This is a genomic window from Polymorphospora sp. NPDC050346, assembly GCF_040655695.1.
Taxonomy (GTDB): domain Bacteria; phylum Actinomycetota; class Actinomycetes; order Mycobacteriales; family Micromonosporaceae; genus Polymorphospora; species Polymorphospora lycopeni.
Map to the genome: position 1 here is coordinate 160,408 of NZ_JBFAKM010000004.1, position 22,132 is coordinate 182,539.

15 protein-coding genes and 1 pseudogene are annotated in these 22,132 nt (G+C 73.0%); 8 read left to right on the forward strand and 8 right to left on the reverse strand.

What is annotated here, in order from left to right:
• Positions 1 to 267: 267 nt before the first annotated feature.
• Together AB0I42_RS06310 and AB0I42_RS06315 are read left to right on the forward strand one after the other, a co-directional pair.
• Positions 268 to 2,355, forward strand: a complete 2,088-nt coding sequence (locus AB0I42_RS06310; RefSeq protein WP_357534709.1) for a M6 family metalloprotease domain-containing protein — start codon at positions 268 to 270, stop codon at positions 2,353 to 2,355.
• Between the two features lie 271 nt (positions 2,356 to 2,626).
• Positions 2,627 to 3,436, forward strand: a complete 810-nt coding sequence (locus AB0I42_RS06315) for a hypothetical protein (RefSeq protein WP_357534710.1) — start codon at positions 2,627 to 2,629, stop codon at positions 3,434 to 3,436.
• An 81-nt stretch (positions 3,437 to 3,517) separates the two neighbouring features.
• Here AB0I42_RS06315 and AB0I42_RS06320 read toward each other — a convergent pair whose 3' ends face one another.
• Complete coding sequence (locus AB0I42_RS06320) at positions 3,518 to 5,335, reverse strand: acyltransferase family protein (RefSeq protein ID WP_357534711.1); 1,818 nt, start codon at positions 5,333 to 5,335, stop codon at positions 3,518 to 3,520.
• Positions 5,336 to 6,455: 1,120 nt separating this feature from the next.
• On the opposite strand from AB0I42_RS06320, the gene AB0I42_RS06325 reads away from it, so the two are divergent.
• Positions 6,456 to 7,178: a hypothetical protein gene (locus AB0I42_RS06325; protein WP_357534713.1), complete on the forward strand. Its 723-nt coding sequence runs from the start codon at positions 6,456 to 6,458 to the stop codon at positions 7,176 to 7,178.
• Between the two features lie 48 nt (positions 7,179 to 7,226).
• Here AB0I42_RS06325 and AB0I42_RS06330 read toward each other — a convergent pair whose 3' ends face one another.
• Positions 7,227 to 8,819 carry an MFS transporter gene (locus AB0I42_RS06330; RefSeq protein ID WP_357534868.1) on the reverse strand — a complete coding sequence of 531 codons (1,593 nt, stop codon included), beginning with the start codon at positions 8,817 to 8,819 and terminating at the stop codon, positions 7,227 to 7,229.
• Positions 8,820 to 8,996: 177 nt separating this feature from the next.
• Between AB0I42_RS06330 and AB0I42_RS06335 the strand changes: the two genes are divergently transcribed.
• Positions 8,997 to 9,650 (forward strand): TetR family transcriptional regulator, encoded by a 654-nt coding sequence (locus AB0I42_RS06335; RefSeq protein WP_357534714.1) that lies wholly within the window; start codon positions 8,997 to 8,999, stop codon positions 9,648 to 9,650.
• A gap of 86 nt (positions 9,651 to 9,736) precedes the next feature.
• Here AB0I42_RS06335 and AB0I42_RS06340 read toward each other — a convergent pair whose 3' ends face one another.
• On the reverse strand, positions 9,737 to 10,609 hold the full coding sequence (locus AB0I42_RS06340) for a LysR family transcriptional regulator (protein WP_357534716.1): 873 nt from the start codon (positions 10,607 to 10,609) through the stop codon (positions 9,737 to 9,739).
• A 160-nt stretch (positions 10,610 to 10,769) separates the two neighbouring features.
• On the opposite strand from AB0I42_RS06340, the gene AB0I42_RS06345 reads away from it, so the two are divergent.
• The 3 genes and pseudogenes from AB0I42_RS06345 to AB0I42_RS06355 form a co-directional block, all read left to right on the forward strand.
• Positions 10,770 to 11,831 carry a bile acid:sodium symporter family protein gene (locus tag AB0I42_RS06345; protein WP_357534718.1) on the forward strand — a complete coding sequence of 354 codons (1,062 nt, stop codon included), beginning with the start codon at positions 10,770 to 10,772 and terminating at the stop codon, positions 11,829 to 11,831.
• Positions 11,832 to 11,867: 36 nt separating this feature from the next.
• Complete coding sequence (locus tag AB0I42_RS06350) at positions 11,868 to 12,638, forward strand: MBL fold metallo-hydrolase (protein ID WP_357534720.1); 771 nt, start codon at positions 11,868 to 11,870, stop codon at positions 12,636 to 12,638.
• Between the two features lie 65 nt (positions 12,639 to 12,703).
• Positions 12,704 to 13,021, forward strand: a pseudogene (locus AB0I42_RS06355) (VTT domain-containing protein); the annotation flags it as partial.
• 33 nt (positions 13,022 to 13,054) lie between these two features.
• Here AB0I42_RS06355 and AB0I42_RS06360 read toward each other — a convergent pair.
• On the reverse strand, positions 13,055 to 15,610 hold the full coding sequence (locus tag AB0I42_RS06360; protein ID WP_357534721.1) for an alkaline phosphatase family protein: 2,556 nt from the start codon (positions 15,608 to 15,610) through the stop codon (positions 13,055 to 13,057).
• A 111-nt stretch (positions 15,611 to 15,721) separates the two neighbouring features.
• Entirely contained in the window at positions 15,722 to 19,390 is a 3,669-nt protein-coding gene (locus AB0I42_RS06365; RefSeq protein WP_357534723.1) for a DUF4132 domain-containing protein, read from the reverse strand.
• 146 nt (positions 19,391 to 19,536) lie between these two features.
• On the opposite strand from AB0I42_RS06365, the gene AB0I42_RS06370 reads away from it, so the two are divergent.
• Positions 19,537 to 20,427, forward strand: coding sequence for a hypothetical protein (locus AB0I42_RS06370; protein WP_357534724.1), 891 nt, complete (start codon positions 19,537 to 19,539; stop codon positions 20,425 to 20,427).
• Between the two features lie 142 nt (positions 20,428 to 20,569).
• Here AB0I42_RS06370 and AB0I42_RS06375 read toward each other — a convergent pair whose 3' ends face one another.
• The 3 genes from AB0I42_RS06375 to AB0I42_RS06385 all read right to left on the reverse strand — a co-directional run bounded on the left by AB0I42_RS06375 (position 20,570) and on the right by AB0I42_RS06385 (position 22,090).
• On the reverse strand, positions 20,570 to 20,905 hold the full coding sequence (locus AB0I42_RS06375) for a hypothetical protein (protein WP_357534726.1): 336 nt from the start codon (positions 20,903 to 20,905) through the stop codon (positions 20,570 to 20,572).
• Between the two features lie 98 nt (positions 20,906 to 21,003).
• Positions 21,004 to 21,504, reverse strand: coding sequence for a hypothetical protein (locus AB0I42_RS06380; protein WP_357534728.1), 501 nt, complete (start codon positions 21,502 to 21,504; stop codon positions 21,004 to 21,006).
• Positions 21,505 to 21,643: 139 nt separating this feature from the next.
• Positions 21,644 to 22,090 carry an FHA domain-containing protein gene (locus AB0I42_RS06385; protein WP_357534870.1) on the reverse strand — a complete coding sequence of 149 codons (447 nt, stop codon included), beginning with the start codon at positions 22,088 to 22,090 and terminating at the stop codon, positions 21,644 to 21,646.
• Positions 22,091 to 22,132: the final 42 nt, after the last annotated feature.

A 22,132-nucleotide genomic window follows, 5' to 3' on the forward strand; every position in this document is an offset into this window, starting at 1 on the left:
TTACCGCCGGCCGTGTGGAAGGACCTAACCATGTCAGAGCTCGTGTGCGATGTGCAATTGCACTATCGTATCTGAATCGTGATCGAGCCCTGGTTTGGCTCATCGATAGGGATTCTGAGCTGTCATGGAGGGGGATCACTACCTAGCTTAAAGGGTGTTGTGAGAGGTGGTGGGTGACACTACAATATTACTGCCTCGATCAAGTCTGCCTGAGGCTCTTGCGTGTCAACGGGGGCCACGCAACCACCACCCCCAAGAGGAGACCGTATGGCTCTGAACGGCAGATCCAGGCGTCGGCTCGGAGCGGTGACCATGGTCGCCGCCCTCGCGGTTGGCGCCATCGTCCACCCGCAACCCGCCATCGCGACGGTGCCCGAGTACAGCCCGAAGATCACCCCGCTCGACCCCCAGGACTGGGACAACCAGTACGACCTCACCTGGGAGGACTTCAAGCCGGTCCCCGGCATCGACTGGACCGACCCCAACCGGCAGCCGACCGTCGACAAGTGGAACGCCGCACTCGTCGTCCTCGACTACCCGAACATGCCGTTCCAGATCACCCAGCCCGAGGGCTCGACGATCTTCGGTAACCCGATCGGCGTCGGCGACATCCCGCGCGACGACGTACCCGAGTTCTACCGCGACCTGCTCAACAAGCCCGGCAAGCTCAACCACGGCCAGACGCTGAACTCGTACTGGATGGAGGTCTCGTACGGCAAGTACGGCGTCGACCTCACCTCGTACGGCTCGTACCGGATGCCGCGCAACCACTTCGAGTACGGCAACGCGCCGTACGGCGACGCGTCGAGCTGCCCGCCCAACTTCACCTGCAACGGCAACTTCGCCCGCGACGCCCGCGCCGCCTGGGTCGCCGACGTCGGTGAGGAGGTCGCCAACTCGTACGACCAGGTGTTCTACATGGGCGCCGGTCTCGACGAGTCGACCGCCTGGCAGGTCTTCGGCGAGATGATGTTCAACGGGCCGGAGGACGTGCCGGACGCGTGGGGACCGCCCGCGGAGTTCGACCCCGAGAACAAGATGCCCAACGCGATGAAGACCCGCTACATCCCGTGGACGTCCTGGGCGGCCGGCTCGTTCACCTGGGCCAGCGCCGGCAACCGCTCGGGCAACATGGCCGAGTCGTCCGGCACCGCCGGGTACGCCCACGAGTTCAGCCACATCCTCGGCATCGGCGACAACTACAACGGCGCCTTCGCCGTCCCCGCCCAGCGCACCTTCACCGGGCAGTGGGACATGATGAGCCAGGGCTCCTGGAACGGCCCGACCGGCATGCACACCCGCTGGAAGGTCCCGGCGGACGGCGGCTCCACCGTCGGCCCGCACCACAACATCCGTAACAAGCTCCAGCTCGGACTGATCTCCGAGGCCGACATCGTCGACCTGAGCCGGGAGGGCCTGAAGCAGTCCGGGCTCGTCGTGGCAAAGGTCCGCGCCCGCGCCGCCGGGCCGCTGACCGACGAGTTGCTCGGCGTACGGGTCACCCTCGACGGCGCCGCGCCGGTCGACCGGACCCCGTCGTGCCACCCGTCGACCGGCGGCGTCGACTGCGCCGGCAACAGCGACTACACGCACTACACGATCGAGACGGTGCAGCAGATCGGCGTCGACTCGTACATCCCCGGCAACGGCGTCATCATCAACAAGACCAAGCCGCGTGCCACCAACTGCGGCACCGCGACCTGCTTCGCCTGGACGATCGACCCCAAGCCCGAGGATATCGGGATGGTCGACTTCTACCAGCCGGACGGCACGCCGCGGATGGTCGTACCCGGTGACCCGCGCCAGCTCAACGACGCCACCTTCAACGTCGGCACCAACTCCGGCACCGAGTTCGAGTGGGTCGACCCGCACAACCGGCTGCACTTCTACATCATCGACCTGCACTACGACGCCGACGGCGTGCGGACGTACACCGTGGGTGTGCGCTCGCTCGACGGCGCCGGCCCGCACACCCGGGGCGTACAGGTCAACGACGGCAAGGCCGGCCGCCACAAGCCCGGCAAGGCCGCCCGGTGCACCTTCCCGGTCATCAACTCCGGCAAGCCGGTCGCGTTCGACCGCGCGACGCACCCCACCGACGTCAAGGACATGGCGCGGGCCGACATCTACCGGCTCAGCGTCACCACCGAAGGCAGCGGCTGGAACGCGGAACTCTACAACGAGGTCACCGCGATCCCGTTCCACAAGCGTGACAGCGTCACCGTCTACGTCGCGCGGGACCCCGGCTCGACGCCGACCGCGACCGTGTCGCTGACCGCCGTCTCGGAGAGCGACCCGACGGTGCGGGCGACCGCCACCTGCACGGTCAAGGTCTCCGACACCGGACAGCGCTGACCGCGCCCGGCGGGTGCCCGGTGACCCCGGGCACCCGCCGGCCACGATTTCCGTGACCAGGGAGTACGCCGGGCGGGTCGCCGGCGCGTCGGGCCGCGAAATCCCTGCGCACGCGGATCTATCCGGGACAGGGACGACGGTCGATGACCGAGCACAGTGGACTCTCCCGGGATCGTGCCGCAACCGGTCCGGGGCCGGGCGGCACCGGCCACCTTCCTCCTAGCGTTTCCCCTGCCACCGAAACGGGTGGGCAGAACTGAGAGGAAGAACGATGAAGCGACTGCTGGCGCGTACCGCCGTCGTCACCATGGCCGTGGCCTTCGGCGCCGCACTGGCCGCCCCGGCCCAGGCCGATCCCTACTGTGACCGGCCGATACCGCCGCCGGCCTGCGACCCCGGGTACGAGCCCGAGCCCACCGTGCGGGACAGCGCGGCCCGTGGCTCGCTCGACGGCGTGACCTACGTCGGCAACGCCGTCCGGGTCGGCGGCTGGGCGTACGACGCCGACAGCGGCAGCAGCCCGCTGCTGGTCGACATCTACATCGACGGCGTGTTCAAGCAGACGCTGACCGCCAACACCTACCGGCCCGACGTGGCGCAGGTCTACCCGGCGTACGGCGCCTACCGCGGCTACGACGCCACCATCCCGGCCGGGCTCGGCACCCACCAGGTGTGCGCGTACGCGATCAGCGTGGTCCCGTCCGGCGCCAGCCACCCGGGCAACCCGCAGCTCGGCTGCAAGACGTACACCGCGACGCTGGCCGCCCCGACCAACCTGCGCACCGTCTCCCGCAACGCCGACGGCACCGCCCAGTTCGCCTTCACCGACAACTCGGTCGAGGAGACCTCGTGGGAGCTGACCGTCAAGACGCAGCACTGGGGCAACCGCTGGGACCCGCGGCTCGGCGTGAACATCCCGTACGCCTACTACAGCACCCGGACCGTCACCCTGCAGCCGCACGCGGGCACCGGCGAGCGGACCGTCACGGTGCCCGGCATCGGTGCCAGCGACTGCGGCTTCACCCTGCGGGCCGCCGCCGGCACGTTCCGCAGCGCCCTGGCCACCAGCGGCTGGTGCTGACCCGCTGAACCCGTACGTCCCGGCGCCCCGACCCGAGGCGCCGGGACGTCGGCGTACCCGGTCGACACGGGCCGGCGACGGTCAGGACGGGCAGACGAAGCGGGCGTCGGCCCAGATCGCCGAGGCGCTGCCGGTCGCGCTGGTCGCCACCAGGTCGACGACGGTGGCGGCGGGGATGCCGATGTCGATCTGTTCGGCGGTGTCGACCCGGGTGCGTGGCCCCGACCCGTAGACGGCCTGCCCGTCGGCGTGCACCGTGAAGGTGACCTCGACGTCGTCGGCGTCCGCCTCGGCGACCGCGATCACCGCCCGCAACTGCTCGCACCCGGCCGGCGGGGTGACCCGCAGCCGGCTCGGCGCGGCCACCACGACCGCGTTGGGATAGGTGGCACCGTCGACGTCGACCGCACCGGGGCGGGTACGCGGCTCCGGTTCGGGCTGGTCGACGGCCGGTGTGCCGTCGACGACCAGCAGCATGTCCGACAGGTAGCGGGCGTTCTCGGCCTGGATCTGCTCGTTGCCCACCGGCCCGGGTACGACCCTGGCCGCCGCGACCGCCAGCCCGACCGACACGGCCGCCACCGAGGCGACCATGATCCGGTTCCAGCGTACGGCGGGGCGCGCCCCCGGCACCGCCGCGACCGGTGGTTCGGCCGGGACCGGCCCGGCCAGGGCGGTACGCCCGACCGGCGGCGCGACGAACGGCACCTCCGCGGCGGGTGCCCCGGCGGCCGGTGTCCCGACGGCGGGCGTCCCGGTGCCGGGCGTCCCGGCGCCGCGCGGCGCCGAGGGGCGGGGCAGCAGTACGGGACGCCGCCGGGCGGCCAGGTCCTCCACCCAGCCGAACAGGACGACCGCGATCCCGATCAGCAGCCAGACGAGCGCCAGCCGCAGCACGATCTCGGTCACACCCGGCTCGAAACCGCTCGGGGTGAACAGGAGCGCGGCCAGCAGGGCGGCCGGCATGTGCCACAGGTAGATCGTGACGGCCCGGCCGTTGAGCAGGTCCACCACCCGGTCCAGCGGCTTGATCCGTTCGAGCCATTCCAGCCGGGGCCGGAACCGCAGCACGGTGGCGACGAACGCGATCGACCACAGCGTCTTGCCGGCCGGGATGCGGTTGAGGTCGAACGTGCCGGTCGTGGTCAGCGCGGCGACACAGACCCAGCCGGCGCCGGCCACGGCGAGCACCCCGACCCCCATCGCGTACCGGCGGGCCGGGATCCGGCGCAGCAGACCGTCGTGGTGGGCGAAACCGAGCATCCACAGCGCGAGGTAGGCGCTGACATGGTCGGCCTGCTCGGCGAAGTAGCCGCCGATGGTCACCACGTCGAACAGCATCGCGACCGGCAGCAGGACGGCGCCCGCCAGACTCGGCCACGGCCAGCGGCGGAAGAGCGCCAGCAGGGCCGGCGACAGCAGCACCAGCCACAGGTACGTCGTGATGTACCAGAGCACGGCGACGAAGGTCCAGGCCCACGCGTCGCCGCCGACCGGCGGCACCCGGGCCGGGAACAGCCACCAGACCAGGTCGGCCCAGCCGAGCGTGGTCGGCGGCGGGGTACGCCAGCCGGCGTACACCAGCAGGCCGACGGCGACCACCCCGAACGCCCAGATCGGCGGCAGCAACCGGCGCAGCCGGGCACCGACCGCCCGCCGGCCGCCCCGGTCCAGGGACCGGGCCATGAGGGAGCCGCCGAGGGTGAACATCAGGCCCATCGCCGGGAACAACAGGGTCAGCCAGGCGCCGCCGAAGATGTGGTAGTAGACCACCCGTACCAGCGCGGCCGCCCGCCACAGGTCGAGGTAGCGGTCGCGGCCGCGTGCCACCGGCGACCGGTGGGCCTCGGCCTTCTCGCCGGGGGATGCCACGGCTGTCGCGTCTGGTGACGAGGTCATCGGTGCCTCCTCCACTGCCTCTTTTCGCGGAGCAGCCTGCCAGGGCGCGGGAGTGGCCGCCCGGCGCGCGACGGCGGCCGGTTTGACAGGCGGCCCCGTTCGGCTCGCTGTCGACCGGGGCGGCGGACGGCGGGACGGGGCACGACGATCCAGCGTACGGGGGCCGTCGGCATCCCGGCCACAAGCCGCTGACCTGCGGCTATGTCGTCACCGATGAGGTGGTCGGGCAGGGGGCGCGACGGGTCGTGGCGGGTCGGGGAGGTGGCCAATCTGGCGCTCACGGCAGCGTCGGTGGTCGATGGGTGGGACGACGGGACGGTCAGAGCGGCTAAAAGGTGCGATCCTTATCACATCAGCGTGGATCGCCCACGGCGTGGCGCGTCCGGGCGGTGGCGGCCGGCGAGGTCAGCGGGGTGGCGGGCCGGGCGTCCCGGTATACCCGGCACCTGCCCTGGTCCGAGCCGACGAACTGACCGGATCCGCCCCTGGGCACCTGCGGGTCGGGGCGGAGGAATATCCGACCGCAGTCCGGGACATGGCGCCGGCGGGAGGTGATTGCTGTCTCCGGTCGAGTGCCGGCGGTGTGGCGATCGTGAAGGCCGGAATGCGCAACCATGAGCGGGCGCGTTTCGACGCTTTGGGTGGCGTGCGGCAGCGTGGCCGCCCCCATCACGTTCCACAGTGGTCGCACCCGGGGTTCGGTGCGCACTCTGCGGCGGATGGCTGTTCGGCCGGGCCACCTCGCCGAGATCCATGGCGAGCGCGTCGGGTTGGGTCAGGACCACGACCATGGAACGGCCCCGGTCGACGTCCGGGCCGCCGGGACGGTCGCGGTCGGCGCGGTGTCACCCGGGTTCGATCCGGCGAGTTGGTGGGTCCGGCTGCGGGCGTTGGGGGTCCAACGTAGAGTAACTGTCACCATTCGGGGGTGCGACAGGGTCCGCGGCCGGGGCGCCACTCGCCCCGGTGGCACAGGTTACCGACGTCGGTGCTGGTCAGGGCTGACCGGGCGACGGTAATTTGTCCGCCGGCACTTATGTCAAAGGCTTTTTCCGGTGACCGTCGGCTCGGCCGGAGCCCGCGGTCACCTCATGCAGACTCAACGGAGGATCTGATTGCGGTGAGTTCCTACACCATCACCATCGCCCCGGACGACACGTCCCAGGCGACCACGACACTTCGCATCGACGTCACAGGCGGCGCCGCGCGCATCACCGAGCTGCTGGTCCGGCCGTCGGAGGGGGCTGGGCTGACCGCCAACCAGCTTCCCGCCGTCGACCTCGACCTGCTGCTGCGCGCGGTGAACCCGTCGGCGGCGACCACCGCGATCACGCCCGCCGCCGCGACGATCGCCGCGGAGCCGGCCGTGGAGCCGGTGCCCGAGGCGCCGGCCCCGGTCGAGGTGGACGCCGAGGTCGAAGCCGTGGTCGAAGCGGTCGAGGAGCCGCCGGCCGGGCCGGTGGCCGACGTCGCCGGTGCTCCGGTGCCGCGGCCGCGCAAGGCACCCGCCGCCCGCCGGGCGACGAAGAAGGCGGCCCCGGCCGCGCGTACCCGGAAGGCCGGCAAGAAGGCGGCGGACACCGCCGAGGAGGCGGACAAGGCCGGCCGGGCGGCGACGCCGAAGGCCGGTCGGGCCAAGGCGAAGAAGGCCGCGCCGGCCGCCAGCGGGCGCAACTACCGCCGCTCGCCGGAGGATCTGGCGCTCGTGTTGCAGCAGGCCGGCAGCGCCGGTGCGATCGCCGACCACTACAACGTGCCCCGGCACACGGCGCAGGCGTGGATCCGCACCCTGCGGCGCCGCGAGGAGCAGGCCGCGGCGGCGGCCACCGCCACCGCCGAGTAGTGACCGACCCGCCGGGTCCGGGGTCGTCGACCCCGGACCCGGCGACGGTCAGCAGCGGGTGTGCCGCGCGCTTTCGCGTGGGGTGCCGGCCGTGACCGGTGCCGCGGACTTGCCGGGTACGGCGGGCGCCGGCGGCGTGACCGCGTCGGTGGCGACCGGAGCGGTCAGGTCGAGGCTGGTACGCAACCGGACCGGCTTGAGCAGCAGCGCGGCGCCCACCCCGACGACGGCGATGCCGGCGCTGATGGCGAAGATCAGCCCGGTGGCGTCGCCGTAGGCGGCCTGGACCACCTCGCGGGCGGATTCCGGCAGCGCGGTCGTGTTGAGGCTGCTGGTGTCGGCGCCGGCGCCGGTCAGGCCGCCGCCGATGTTGGCGGTGACCCGGTTGGCCAGCACCGCGCCGAGCACCGAGACGCCGACCGTGCCGCCCAGCGAGCGGAAGAACGCCACCGCGGAGCTGGCCGCGCCGAGTTCGCGCAGCGGCACGGTGTTCTGCACCGCCAGCACCAGGTTCTGCATGGTCATGCCGACCCCGATGCCGACCAGTGCCAGCCCGACGCCGACGAACCACAGCGGTGTCTCGTGGTCGATGACCGCCAGCGTGGCGAACCCGCCGACCAGCACGACGGTGCCGGTCACGATGTACGGCTTGATCCGGCCGCTCCGGCTGATCAGTGATCCGCTGACCGTCGACGAGACGAGCACGCCGGCCATCATCGGGATGGTCAGCAGGCCGGCCTCGGTGGGCCCGTAGCCCCGGCCGGTCTGGAAGTACTGGCCGATGAAGACGGCGCCACCGAACATCGCCATGCCGACCGCGGTGCTGGCGACGATCGCCAGCAGGGTGTCGCGGCGACGGATGATGGAAAGTGGCACGACCGGCTCGACGGCCCGCCGTTCGACCTGTACGGCCCCGGCGAGGATGGCCAGCCCGCCACCGACCATCGCCGCGCTCTGCCAGGACAGCCACGCGAACGGCCCGCCGACGAACGACACCCAGATGAGCAGCAGGCTGACCCCGGCGGCGATGAGCCCGGCGCCCAGGTAGTCGATGCGGACGCCGGCCCGGGGTACGTGTGGCAGCCGCAGCGTCTTGTGCAGGACCGCGAACGCCAGGACCGCCACCGGGATGCCGGCGAAGAAGCACCACCGCCAGCCGAGCCAGGAGACGTCGACGATCAGGCCGCCGAGCAGCGGGCCGCCGACGGTGGCGACGGCCACGACCGCGCCGACGTAGCCGTTGTAGCGGCCGCGCTCGCGGGGCGGGATCATCGCGGCGATGACGATCTGTACCAGGGCCTGGAGGCCGCCGACGCCGATGCCCTGGAACGCGCGTGCGGCGATGAGCTGACCGGCCGTCTGGGCGAGTCCGCTGACCAGCGATCCGACGACGAACAGCACGATGGCGACCTGGACGACCTTCTTCTTGTCGAACAGGTCGGCGAGCTTGCCCCAGATCGGCGTGGTGGCGGTGGCGGTGAGCAGGGTCGCGGTGACCACCCAGGTGAACTGGGTCTGGGTGCCGTTGAGCGTGCCGATGATCAGGGGCAGCGCGGTGGAGACGACGGTGCCGCTGAGCATCGCCACGAACAGCACCAGCAGCAGGCCGCTGAGCGATTCGAGGATCTGCCGGTGGGTCATCGCGGGAGCCGGTGGTGGCGGTGCGGCGGGCGGTGCGATGACGGGTGTGGCGGCGGTGGAACTGGCGCTCATCCGCGCTGCCTCCATAACGGGTCGTGGCGGTCGGAACAAGGTTGCCACGATCTTGCCCAATGCGCAAAGTTGCTCAGTGGGCAGCTTTCAGGGAAGGTGGGTATCGTGCACGCCGTGGAGACCGGGCAGATCGCGAACGACGCCGGACGGCCGCGGCAGGCGTGCGACGCCCCCGCCGGCCCCGACGGCCAGGGGCTGCGCGACCGGAAGAAGGCCGCGACCAGCCTGGCGCTGCACCAGGCGGCGATGCGGCTGGCGATCGCGCACGGGCTGTCCGAGGTCACCGTCGAGGCGATCGCCGACGAGGCCAACGTGTCGAGGCGCACGTTTTCCAACTACTTCGCGAACAAGGAGGACGCGCTCCTCTACGAGGACCGCGTCCGGGTGCGCCGGCTACTCGACGAGGCCCGGTCCCGCCCCGAGCACGAGACGGCGTGGCAGGCGCTGCGCCAGGTCGCGGCCTCGCGCTACGCCGACTGGGACGAACTCGATCCGTGGTGGGCCGCCCAGACCCGGCTGATCCGCCTGCACCCGTCGCTGCGGGCCCAGCAGATGGCCGTACACGCCAACACCGAACGCGAACTCGCCCAGGAGATCAGCCGGCGCACCGGTGACCCGCTCGCCGCCCGGCTGATGGTGGCCGCGTTCCTGTCGGCACAGCGGATCGCCGTCGAGACGTGGCTGGAGGGCCAGGGGGCCCGTCCCCTGGCCGAGGTGATGGAGCAGGCCCTCGACCTGGTCGGCCGGAACTTCGAGTAGCGGCGTTCGCCGGCTCGGTCCGGTCGCGGGCGGTGCCGGCTCGGCCCGTGAGTGCGGTGCCGGCCCGGCCGGTGGGCGGTGCCGGCTCAGCCCGGCCCGGCGGCGCCGGCCGGGTCCGGTCCGGCCACGCCGAGAACCGCCGCCGACAGTGCCGCCACCGACGGGGTCGGCGGGCCGGCCCGGTGCAGCAGGATCACCTCGACCTCGCCCAGCGGCGGCAGGCGGTGGCCGGCGGGCATCGGCGCAAGGCCGGGCGGGACGAGGCCCCGGGAGTGGGCCAGCACCCCGAGCCCGGCGCCGGCCGCCGCGACCAGCCCGCCCAGGCTGCCGCTCACGCAGGCGAACCGCCAGCTCCGGCCGGCGCCACTCAGCGCGGCCAGGGCCTGCGCCCGGGAGATGCTCGGCGGGGGATAGGCCACCAGCGGGACCGGTTCGTCGGGGTCCAGCCGCAGCCCCGGCGCGCCGACCCAGACCAGCCGGTCCCGCCACACCAGCCGGCCGCGGGACTGCCCGGCGAGCCGCTTGGCGAACAACAGATCGAGTTCACCGGCGTCGAGCCGCTGGTGCAGCGAGCCGCTCAGGTCGACGGTCAGGGCCAGGTCGACCAGCGGATGGCTGCGCCGGAAGTCGCGCAGCACCTGCGGCAGGTGGGTCGCGACCAGGTCGTCGGAGACCCCGAGCCGCAGCCGCCCGCGTACCGGCTGGGTCGCGAAGTGCCGGCGGGCCCGGTCCTGGGCTTCCAGGATGTCGCGGGCGAAGCCGACCAGTGCCTCGCCGTCGACGGTCAGGTCGACCGCGTGGGTGTCCCGGGCGAACAGCGGCCGGCCCACCTCCCGCTCCAGCTTGCGGACGTGTTGGCTGACCGTCGACTGGCGTACGCCGAGCCGCTCGGCGGCCCGGGTGAAGCTCAGGGCCTGGGCCACGGCGAGGAAACTGCGCAACTGCACGGCGTCGTACATCAGCCGAAGGTTATCGCACCACGTGATGACAGTCAGTTGGCTGATCGCCTTTTCCGATCACCATCGCCGGCCGCAGAATAGGTGCCGATCCGCGAAGGAGCAGGTCGGGGCCGTGACGACCAGGGTTGGTACGCCACCGGCGCCGACCCGAGGAGAGGGGATGCGCGCAGTGCGGTGGCCACGGTGGCTCGTCATCGACCCGTTCATCGGCGCGATGCTCGCCCTCGTCGTGGTGGCGACCCTGCTGCCCGTACGCGGCACCGCCGCCGACGTCGCCGGCACGATCGCCAAGATCGGGATCGCCGTGCTCTTCTTCCTGCACGGTGCCCGCATCGAGCCCCGGGCCGCCCTCGCCGGTGCCCGCCACTGGCGGCTGCACATCGTCGTACTGCTGCTGACCTTCGCCGTCTTCCCGCTGCTCGGCATCGCCGCCGGCCTGCTCGTACCCACCCTGCTCACCAACGACCTGCACCTCGGGCTGCTGTTCCTGTGCGCCGTACCGTCCACCGTCCAGTCCTCGATCGCGTTCACCTCGATGGCCCGCGGCAACGTACCCGCCGCCGTGTTCAGCGCGTCGTTCTCCAACCTCGCCGGGATCGGGATCACCCCGCTGCTGGCCGCCGCCCTGCTCACCGGCACCGGCGGCGTCTCGCTGACCGGCGGCGCCATCGGCGCGGTCGTACTGCAACTGCTCGTGCCCTTCGCCGCCGGACAGTTCTCGCGGCGCTGGACCGCCGACTGGCTCGGCCGGCACAAGCGGTTGACCGGCATCGTCGACCGCTCCTCGATCCTGCTGGTGGTCTACACCGCGTTCAGCGCCGGGGTCGTCGCCGGTGTCTGGCAACAGGTCTCGCCCGGCCGGCTGGCCGGCCTGCTGCTCGTCGTCACCGCACTGCTCGCCATCGTGCTGGGCCTGGCGTACGGCGTCGCCCGGCTGTTCCGCTTCTCCCGCGAGGACCGGGTCACCATCGTCTTCTGCGGCTCGAAGAAGAGTCTGGCCACCGGCCTGCCGATGGCCACCGTGCTGTTCGGCGGGGCGAGCCTCGGGCTGCTCCTGCTGCCGATGATGCTCTTCCACCAGATCCAGCTGATCGTCTGCGCCGCCCTGGCCCGAGCCTGGAGCACCCACCCCGCCCCTGCCCCCGTCCACCCCACCCCCGACTCGTCGATCGAGGACTCGTCGCGGGTGGATTGCGACAAAACCCCCACGATTAGCCCTTGATCAACGCAAGCGGGCGGAGACCCGTACGGTGTCGGAGTGACAACCAGCGTCCACGTCACCTGGTGGGGCCACAGCACGGTCTGGATCGAGGACTCCGGCGTACGCGTGCTGACCGACCCGGTGCTCGGCAACCGGGTCGCACACCTGCGCCGGATGCGCGGCCCGACCCCCCGGCTGCCCGGCGCGCCCGACGCCGTACTCGTCTCGCACCTGCACGCCGACCACCTCGACCTGCCGTCGCTGCGCCGCATGCCGCCGCACGTCACGATCGTCGTGCCGGCCGGCGCCGGCACCTTCCTGCGCCGGGCGCTCGGCGCCGACGTCCGCCACGTCGAACTCGCCCCCGGCGAGGAGACCACCGTCGACGCCCTGCGCGTCCGGGCCGTACCCGCCGCCCACCACGGCGGCCGTGGCCCGTGGTCCCGGCACCGGGCGCTGGCCGTCGGCTACACCGTGCACGGCGCCGCCGACACCTGGTTCGCCGGTGACACCGGCCTGTTCGACGAGATGACCGAACTCGGCCCGCTCGACCTCGCCCTGATCCCGGTCGGCGGCTGGGGGCCGACCCTCGGCCACGGCCACCTCGACCCGGTCACCGCCGCCGAGGCCGTCCGGCGGGCCGCGCCCCGGCATGCCGTACCCATCCACTTCGGCACGTTCTGGCCGGTCGGCATGACCCGGGTACGGCCGTACATGTTCCACGAGCCCGGTGCCCGGTTCACCCGCCACGCCGCCGCGACCGCCCCCGGCACCAGCGTCACCGAACTCGTACCCGGCGCCAGCCTGACCCTGGACCCGCCCACGTGACCGATGTTCTCTACGGGCTGCCCTGGCTGCTCGCGGTGGTGGCGTTCGGCGCGGTCATACCGGTCGTGCCGACCGGCGCGGCGGTCAGCGCCGCCGCCGCGCTCGCCTTCCACGAGCACCCGCTGACCACTGTCGTCGTCGTGCTGACCGGCGCCGTCGGCGCGTACGCCGGCGACGCGGTCACCTACGTCGTCTGCCGCTGGGGCGGGGAACAGTTCGCCCGCCGGGTACGGTGGCTGCGCGCCGGCCACCGGCTCGACGAACTCGCCGAGCGGCTGCACGAGCGGGAGATCCCGGTGCTGCTGGTCTCCCGGCTGCTGCCCGGCGGGCGCATCCCGGTGCTGCTCACCATCGCCGTGACCGGCCTCGACTGGCGGCGGTTCGCGCTGGCCAACGCCCCCGCCTGCCTGCTGTGGTCAGCGGTGTACGCCAGTATCGGCGTCTTCGGCGGCGCGATCTTCCCGAAACCGTGGCAGAGCGTCCTCGTCGCGGTGATCGTGGTGCTGCTCGTCACCCAGTTGATCAGCCTCGCGCAGACCCGCCGCGGGCACTGACCGCTCGCGCAGCCCGAGCTGTTCCAGCCAGCCGACGAGCTGCCGGTGGACACTGTCCGGCCCGACCAGCTCCGGCTCGTCGATCCGCCACCCGATCGGGTGCAGCAGCACCGCGTCGGTCTGCCAGCCGCCCAGCCCGCCATGACTGCCGACCAGCTCCTCGAACGCCGCCACCTCGTCGGTGCCGGGGTCGATCGCGCTGATCAGCACCAGGTCGCCGACATGGTCGACCTCCTGGTGCCGCAGCAGATCGCCGCGGGCCCGCGGCCCGTAGCCCTTCAGCGGGTCCTCACCGGTGACCACGCCGTCCCGCAACCGGTGCTCGCCCCGGTGCCCGACCGCCACCGGCCCCCGCTCGCCGTCGGCGACGACCACCAGCCCGATGCCCGGATGGGCGGCCAGCCCGGCCACCAGCCCGGGGTGGGCCGCCTCGATCCCGGCCCGGTCCACCTGCCCCGGACGGTGGGGGAGGTAGATCATCGCCAGGTTGCCGGACGCCACCACCACCGAGTCGGTCTCCGGGCGGGCCGCCGTACGGGTCTCCGCCCCGGCCGGGCCCAGCGTCACCTGCCGGTCCGTGGTCCGTGACCGCATCGCCGCCCGGGTCGCCGCCGCACCCGCACCCGGCTGGCCGGCGAGCTCGGTGAGCAGCGTGTTGACCGGTCCCCACGTCTCGACCGCGCCGGTCGCCGCGGCGGCCCGCGGCGGCTGCTCCCGGTCGGCGCGGCCCGCCCACAGGCCGTCCCCGAGCCGGTGCCCGACCGGCCGGTGCCGCGGTCGGCGCGGCCGGGCGGCCCGCGGCGGCGGCGCCGACCCGACGGCCGCCCGGTCGGCGTCCGCGTCGACCGGCCGGTCCGTGGTCGTGCCCGGCGCCGGCTGGTCGACCTGGGCCGACCGGGTCACCGGCGCCGGCTCGGCCTGGTCGGTGTGCGCGATCGGGACCGGCCGGTCCGGTGCGGGCAGCCCCTCGGCGGGCTCCGGGGCCGGCTCGGGCGTGGCCAGCGTGCCGGTCAGCCGGCCGACGAGCTGGGTGAGCGTCTCGCCGTACCGCTGCTGGAACGTCGCGCCCTGGCTCTGCCCGTGGTCGGACAGCACCACCAGGTGGTAGTCACGGTCGGCCTCGACCGCCAGCCGCTGCAGCATGCCGAGCATCTGGTCCAGCTCGGTCAGCGCCTCGAGGGCCTCCGGCCGGGCCGGGCCGGCGTGGTGCGCCACCTCGTCGTAGTCGACGAAGTCGCAGAAGATCACCGGGGCGCCGCGGGCCATCTGCTCGGCGATCAGCGTGACGTTGAGGTCGCGCAGCAGGGCGGTCAGCGGTCGCAGCGCGAGGAACGCGCCGGCCCGCCCCACCCGTGGCCGGATGTCGCGGCGCCGCTGGATCCGGGCCTGGTGCACCTCCTTGAGCATCCGGCCGAAGCCGAGGACGATCGCGCGGGTGAAGCCGTACGGGCTGGTCATGAACGCCGCGTAGCCACGCGTCCGGCGCCCCGGCAACGCCGCCCGGCTGATCGTGAACAGCGTGATCGGCGCGTCGCCGGAGAAGACGTTGCTGATGCTCACCCCGCCGTCGCGCAGCAGGCCGTTGCCGTCCGACAGCCGGCGCTCCACCACCGCCGCGTCCCGCGGCCGGTTGGTGACGATCAGCCGTTCGGCGTCCTTCTCGTACCAGCGGAACGCCGGCACCGACCGGGCGTCGCCGTGCAGGATGCCGGCCTGGCCCGCCGGCGTGGTCGCCGGCAGCCCGGTGTGCCAACTCGTCAGGGTGTGGCTGCGCGACCGCAGCCACCGGCCGATGTTGGGCAGGTTGCCGGCCTGCACCGCCCACCGCAGCAGCGGCGTCGGCACCCCGTCGAGTTGCACCACCACGAGGCCCGGCTCGCCCCGCCCGGCCGGTGCCAGCCCGGACCGGGCCCGGACCCGCCGTACCCGGCCCATCAGCCGCAACGCCTCGGCGGTGAACGCGTCGTCGGTGCCGGCGTCGGCGAACCAGTTGACGACCGCGGCGAGCGCGACCGCGATCCAGGCCGCGGCGAACGCGGCCGGCAGCCCGGACAGGTGCGAGGCCGGGTCCAGCCGCAGCGCCACGTACATGACGATGGTCTGCACACTCGCCCCGACCAGCAGCGCGCCGAGCCCGCCGAGGATTGTCGCCAGCGCCAGCAGCAGCGGCCGCAGCAGCGCGCCGACCACCGCCACCAGCACGACCAGCCACAGCATCGCGACGACGCCGTTGACGTTGACCCCCGGCATCAGCCACAGCGTGCCGCTCAGCACGAGAAACGACGTGACCATGCTGCGGACGAGCTGCCGCAGCCGGGCCAGCGTCGGCCGCCAGCCGCGCAACTCCCGCAGGAGCTGCCGGATCAGCCCCGGACGGTCGGCGTCCGGGGTGGGCGCGGGGGTCTTACGTGACGTCACGCCCCACCATGACACAGCGCGACCCGGTCATGATTGACGACACCGCGAGCGCGGCGGGCGGTGTGATCACCAGCATCGAACTGGCGGATCCGGTTGCGCACGACACCCCCGTCACGGTTGGGCGGCGGTCAGTTCGGCCAGTTCGCGCAGCACCTCCGAGGCGGTGACCGGGTCGAGTACGCCGAACGGCAGCCCCTTCGTGCGCCAGCGGCCGAAGTCGCCGCGCGGTGCGTTGTTGATCCACACCTCGGAGAGCTTCTGCTCCTTCCATTCGGTGACCAGCCCGACGATGATGCCCGGGTCGAGGTCGACCACCAGCGTGCGGTTGCCGGGCAGGGGCCGTTCCATCCAGCACTGGACGCCGCCGTCCATCGGCTCGCCCCGGCTCCAGCCGCGCCGCTCGAGGGCGAGCACGGCCGTGGTGGGGACCGTGATGCCGGCCACGGTGGCCAGTTCGGTGGCCTTGCCCTGCTCGTCGGTGAGCCGGTGCACCTCGCGGCCGAGCTGCGGGAACGGCTGCACGATCTCGTAGTCGGCGAACAGCTCCGACCAGGCCGGCAGCGCCTCGCCCAGGTGCATCGGGTGGACGATGCCGACCGAGGCGTCGTCGGCGAGGGTCAGCGTCTCGTCGTCGGCGTCGGCCAGGGTGCGGTCCTCGGCCACCCGGAAGCCGGTGACCGTGCCGGCGTCGTCGTAGATCGCCCAGACCAGCCGGCGCACGATGTGCCACAGCAGCGGATGCCCGACGAACAGCTCCCGGAACTGGGCCCCGGTCCACCGCCGCTGGGTGACCATCGCCCGTTCCAGCCGGCGGATCTGGTCGGCGGCGATGGTCCGGACGTCCTTCTTCAGGCCGGCGAACCGCTTGTACGCCTCCGGGGCGAGCGACTCGTCGTCGCGTACGCCCGGCTTCGGCAGCTCCTTGCGCCGGTGCCCGGCGGTGTCGGCGACGTACGGCCGGAGCTGCTCGTCGAAGCCGACGACGAACTGCCGTGGCCCGTAGTCGAGGATGAGGCTGCCGTCGGCGTCGAGCCCGAGGTCCGGCACCAGCCGGTCGGCCAGTTCCTCCGGGCTCAGCCCCAGGTCTTCGGCCACCTCGGCGATCTTCTCGGCGGCCCGTTCCTTCAGCCCCTTGAACTTCACCTTCTCGGCGATGCTGTGCAGGTGCATCAGGGCGACGTCGGTGCCGATCGACGCCAGCACCGACAGCCCGGACACCGCCCGGCCGTGCGCCGCCTCGCCCGGCCAGGCCCGGATCAGCGGGGTGAGCCGGCGTACGGTGTCGTCGTCGCCGATCAGCCCCAGCCCGTCCAGCGCCCAGATCTCCTTTGCCGGGGCGCCGACCGACAGCCAGCGCTGGAACAGCCCCCAGCCGAACTCGGCCAGCGACACCGGGTCGCAGAGGTCGCGTACGACGTCGACCCCGGCGTACGTCTCACCGGGCCGGGACAGCGCCAGCGTCATCATCAGGTGGGTGACCGCCGTACGGGGCAGCGCGTGCCGACGGTCGCGCAGCAGCACCGGCGGCAGCATCATCGGGTCCGCCCAGGCCGGCACCACCGGCAGCTTCGGCGGCAGGACCGCCAGCGGGTCGGTGGCGAGCAGCGTGGCGATCGCGGCCCGGGCCGGCTCGCCGTACGTCCCGGCGGCCGCCAGCACCTGTTTCCCGTGGCCGGCCGCATTGATCGCCCACAGCGCGGCCTCGGCGTTGCGCCGGACGGGTCCGGCCTTGCCGAGCGCGTCGGGCACCAGGGCGCGCGCCGCCGCCGCCGGGTGTCGGGTCAGCCAGGCCAGTGCCGGTCGGCGGGCCGACTTCAGTCGTTGCAGCCACTGCGCGATCAGCGGGGCGGCGGCGCTGCTGGCGTACGGGGCGAGCAGTTCCGCGACGGCGGTCGGGGCGGTGGGGGCCATCCGTATGATCGCCGGCAGCGCGTCCAGTTCGTACCGGCCGGCGAGGACCCGGCCCCACTCGGCGGCATCCCAGTTGTGCGTGGGGTGCCAGCCGGCCAGCAGGGGGCGGACGATCTCCTCCGGGGCGCCGATCATCAGACCGACCCGCAGGTGGTGGCGGAGGTTGCCGGCCAGGTAGCCGTCGCGGGTCTGTTCCCAGGTGCTCCCCTTGGCGGGTGTCGTCGCGATCCAGTTGCAGTGGGTGGCCAGCCACTCGTCGCGCTCGCCCGGCCGCCAGGCGACGGCCGCCTCCTCGACCGGCGTCAGCCCGGTCACCACCACCGGCCGGGCGGTCGACCGCGCCGTCCACGGCGGGTTGCGCAGCAGTTCCGGCAGCAGTTCGGCGGGGGCCTCGGCGACCCGCGCCGTGTCGTCGGCGAGCGCGGCGAGGTGGGCCCGGTCGGCTTCCGGCAGGTCGGGCAGCGTCGCGGCGACCAGTTCGGGGTTGCCGGAGACGTGCATCCGCAGCAGGTCCGCGACGAGCCTCGCCTTCGCCGTCTGGCCGGTGGCGGCGGCGGGCATCAGGCGCAGCGCGCGGACCGGGAACCGGACCATCGCCTCGGTGAGCGCCGGCTGCGCGTAGCGGTTGTCGATGCGGTCCAGCAGGGTGGCGAACGCCTCGTCGGTGGGCAGCGTCGACAGCAGCGTGTAGAGCCGCTTCTCGCCGTCGGCGGCCATGTGGTCGCCGAACCAGGCGATGTAGGTGGCGACCGGCGCCGGCCCGACCCCTTCCAGCACGGTGGCGAGGTCGCCGAAGGTGGGATCCCCGTGTCCCTGCAGGTGGCTCGCGATGAACGTCTCGAACTGCTCCCGCGTGTACAGCGACCAGAGCAGCCGCGACCGGTTGACCGTGCCGGTGAGGTCCTCGTCGACCCAGTCGGTGCGGGTCGGCACCAGGTAGGAGGTGGTCACCCGCTGCACGACCAGCTTGTCCCGGTATTCGGCGATCACCGCGGTCGCCTCGAGGTAGTCGTCGTCGGTGGCCGCCGCGAGCAGGCTCCGCATCCGTACCGTGATGGACTCCGCCGGCCACTTCCACACCGACCTGGCCTCGTCATCGGTGATGGGGCGGACCAGGACGTCCCTCATGTGGAGCAGCCGCGACGACGGGCTGATCGCCAGCCCGTAGACCTCCAGGGTGGCGCGGGCGGCGAAGGTGGTCCCGCGGACGGCCGTCCACGCGTCGGCGAAGGCCCGCAGCCTGTCCTCGTCGGACCAGGTCACCGCCTTCGCGACGGCGGCGGCGACGGCGGCCGCGCCGCGCGCCGTCAGGGCCGGGTCGGCGAGCCCGGCCCGCAGGCCGTCGCGCAGCACCGGCTCGACCTCGGCGACCAGTGCCGGGTCGGCGTCGGTACGGGCGAACATCCGCTCGATCTGCTTCCGGTGGTTCTCGAACAGGGTTGCCGCCACCCCGACCGCCTTGCGGTCGACGGTCGTCGAGCTGGCCAGCCCGCCGCGGCGCGGGTGTATCCGGCGCCGCCAGGCGACCGGGATGACGAGGGTGTCCTCGTCGGGCCGGGACTCCGGGCCGGCGTCGGCTGCTCCGGCGTCGCCCGGCCCGGCCGGGGCCGCCTCGGTGGCGTCGGCCGCCGCCGCTACCGGCGCGGTGGGGGAGGATGGCGTCCCGCCGGCCTCGACGTATCCCTTGCGGACCTTCTCGGCGACAAGCCGGTCGGCGTGCGCGATCGCGGCCTGTTCCGACCCCAGGTGCTTGACCTGGGTACGGCCCTCCGTGCCGAGCCGGCCGTAACTGACCGTCACCGACGAGCCGTTCCGGTCGATCCGCCAGAACTTCGCCGAACCGCCGTCGACGAACTCGAAGTCACGCACCCGCTGCCCCCTCTTGCCGCCACCTGATCGTCGGGCCGCACTGTAACGACGCCCTGCGACATCCGGTCCGACGCGTGCTCCGGGCCGGGTCCTACCATGGGCGCGGGCCGCCGCCCGCCGACGCACCACACGAAGACAGGGGACAGATGGTGAAGTCCGCCGACGCCACGCAGACGCGGCCGGTGCCCGTGACCCGCCGCCCCGACGGGTCGCCGGCCGGCCCGGACACCTTCGAGCGCGGCGGCCACCTGGTGCACGTCGACCGCCGGCTGAGCACGGTGCTGCACCGCCGGCCGGCCGGCATCACCGGCAACCAGTGGTCGTCGGCGCTGCGGACCCGGCTCGACTACGTCGTACACGAGACCGGCGGCGGCCCGGCGCTGGCCGGTATCCGGTTCGAGGACCCCGGCCGGCGGGAGGCGGACGCGTCGCGGACCGACCGGATGACCGGCACCGTGTGCGCGGCGGCCGGGTTCGGCCTGGTGCGGTTCGAGTCGGCGGCGCTTCCGCCGGTCGCCCGGCGGATCGTCGAGTACGTCCTCGACGCCCGCGCCTTCCAGCGGGCCACCGCCGATCCCGCCGGTGACCCGCCCGAAGGGCTGCCCGGTTTCCGGGACATCCTCGGCCGGCTGCCGGACGGCCGGACCGGGCACGTCAACGACCTGGGCGCGCTCGCCCGGGCGGCGGCCGTCGAGGCGTACGCCGGCCGGCAGCTCACCGACCCGATCATCCGCGACCTGCACGTACGGTGGACCGACGGACCCGCCGAGGGCTGGGCCTGGGTGGAGGTGCGCGCCGGGCTGTCGGTCTTCGAACGGGTCCGGGTCTGGCAGCACGGCTTCTCCTGCGGCGTCGACCCGGGGCGGTTCGCCGCCGACCTGGCGGTGATGGCGGTCGGCGAACGCCTCAAGAACCTGTCCACAGTGGAACCCGAACTCGTCGCCCGGTCGGCGCTGGCCCGCGAACTCGACGGGTTGCACCGCCGCCACGCCGACCTGGCCGAGCCGTTCGCCTTCGCCCACGTCACCTTCGACTGACGGGCGCCCCCGGCGGGCAAGACCCGGGCCCGCAGCTCATGATCGTCAGTCGAGAAGCCGTACGACACGCCGTCCTCGTGCAGTTCGGCAGCAGACGATCATGTCCTGGTCGGTGCTTCGGGAAGCGACGCCGGGCAATCCGTCACGGGCGGGACGGCCATGCCCGGTCGAAAACCGGATACCGCTCCGACGGTCCCCGGCCGTCCCCGCCGGGCAGGACCGAACCGTGGAAGGTCGCGCCGTCCAGGCCCAGCGAGTCGTCGTCGCCCGGGCCGGCGTCGGGCCCGGGGCGTTCTTCGATCCGGAACCTCCCGCCGAGCCGGACCGCCACCGAGTAGGCGACCCCACAGACGTCGGCCTGATCGATCGTCTCTCCGCGCAGCCCGAGTTGCGCGTACAGCTCACACGCCACCTCGTCGCGAACGCGCGCGAGGTCGGGTGAGATCTGATCATCGTCGGACGCTGGGCGATCGCTCATGACGTCCACGGTCGGCCCGCCCGGGGCCCCGGTCAATGCGCCCGTTACATCTCTCACAGACGGTGGACAACGCTGACAGCTCCAAAGTGGAGCGGCGCCTACCGGCAGGTGTCGGAGTCGGCGGGCACGTGTGAGAAGACCACCGGGGCGACCGCCCGCGGCGGAGGCTGTGCCGCGGCCGGCGCGTCGGTCAGCGGCGTACGCGGGTGTTCGCCGGTCAGCACCAGCAGTTCGTAGGCCCGCTGCACCGGGATCTGGTGGGTGGCGATCGCGGTGGCCAGCGGCACCGGACCGATCCCACCGGGCGACACCGACAGGGTGAGCACGGCCGGGTCGACGCCCCGGCTCGCCAGGTAGCCGGCGGCCTCGGGAGACAGTTCGCGCCAGGGCCGTACGGTCTCCTCGGTGAACCCGTGGGCGGCCCACTCGTCGGCCTGCCCGGTGACCCGGCTGGCGAGTCGGGCGGGTACGACGTCCCGGCCGCCGAGGTCGTCGCTCAGCAGCGCACGGGCCAGGGCGGACAGCCGGTCGACCGGGACGAAGCGGTCCCCGGATCCACGGACGCCGTCATCCGTGCCACGCTCACCTCGAGTAGGCATGCCCTCATCCAAGCATGATCGTTTTCCGGGCCGGCGGGCGACCACCCCGTGGGACGGTCGCCCGGCCGGACGGTCCCGCACCCGCCGCCCGACGGGTGGGCAGGCAGGTGCAAGACCGTCGAAGTGTCGCGTCCGGGGGTCAGGCGTCGTGGTGCGGGCGGCGCTGCGCGGCGATGAAGGTCATCCGGAACTTTCCGATCTGGACCTCGTCGCCGTCGTTGAGGGTGGCCGATTCGACCCGTTCCCGGTTGACGTAGGTGCCGTTGAGGCTGCCCGCGTCACGCACGGTGAAGGTGTCACCGTTGCGGTGGAACTCGCCGTGCCGCCGGGACACGGTCACGTCGTCCAGGAAGATGTCGCTGTCGGGGTGCCGGCCGCTCGTCGTCAGGTCCGTGTCGAGCAGGAACCGGGCGCCGGCGTTGGGACCCTGGTGGATGGCCAGGAGCGCCGCACCGGGCGGTAGCGATGCCGCGATGCCACTCGTCGCGGAATCGCGGCTCCGCGTCTCGCGAAACTCGGCGAACGATCGCAGATCGAACGTCGACGTGACGTCGAGCAGCGGATGCTCCCTGTCAGGACTCATCAACACCACCTCACAGTTGCCCGGTAACCCGGGAAAGTCGGCAGT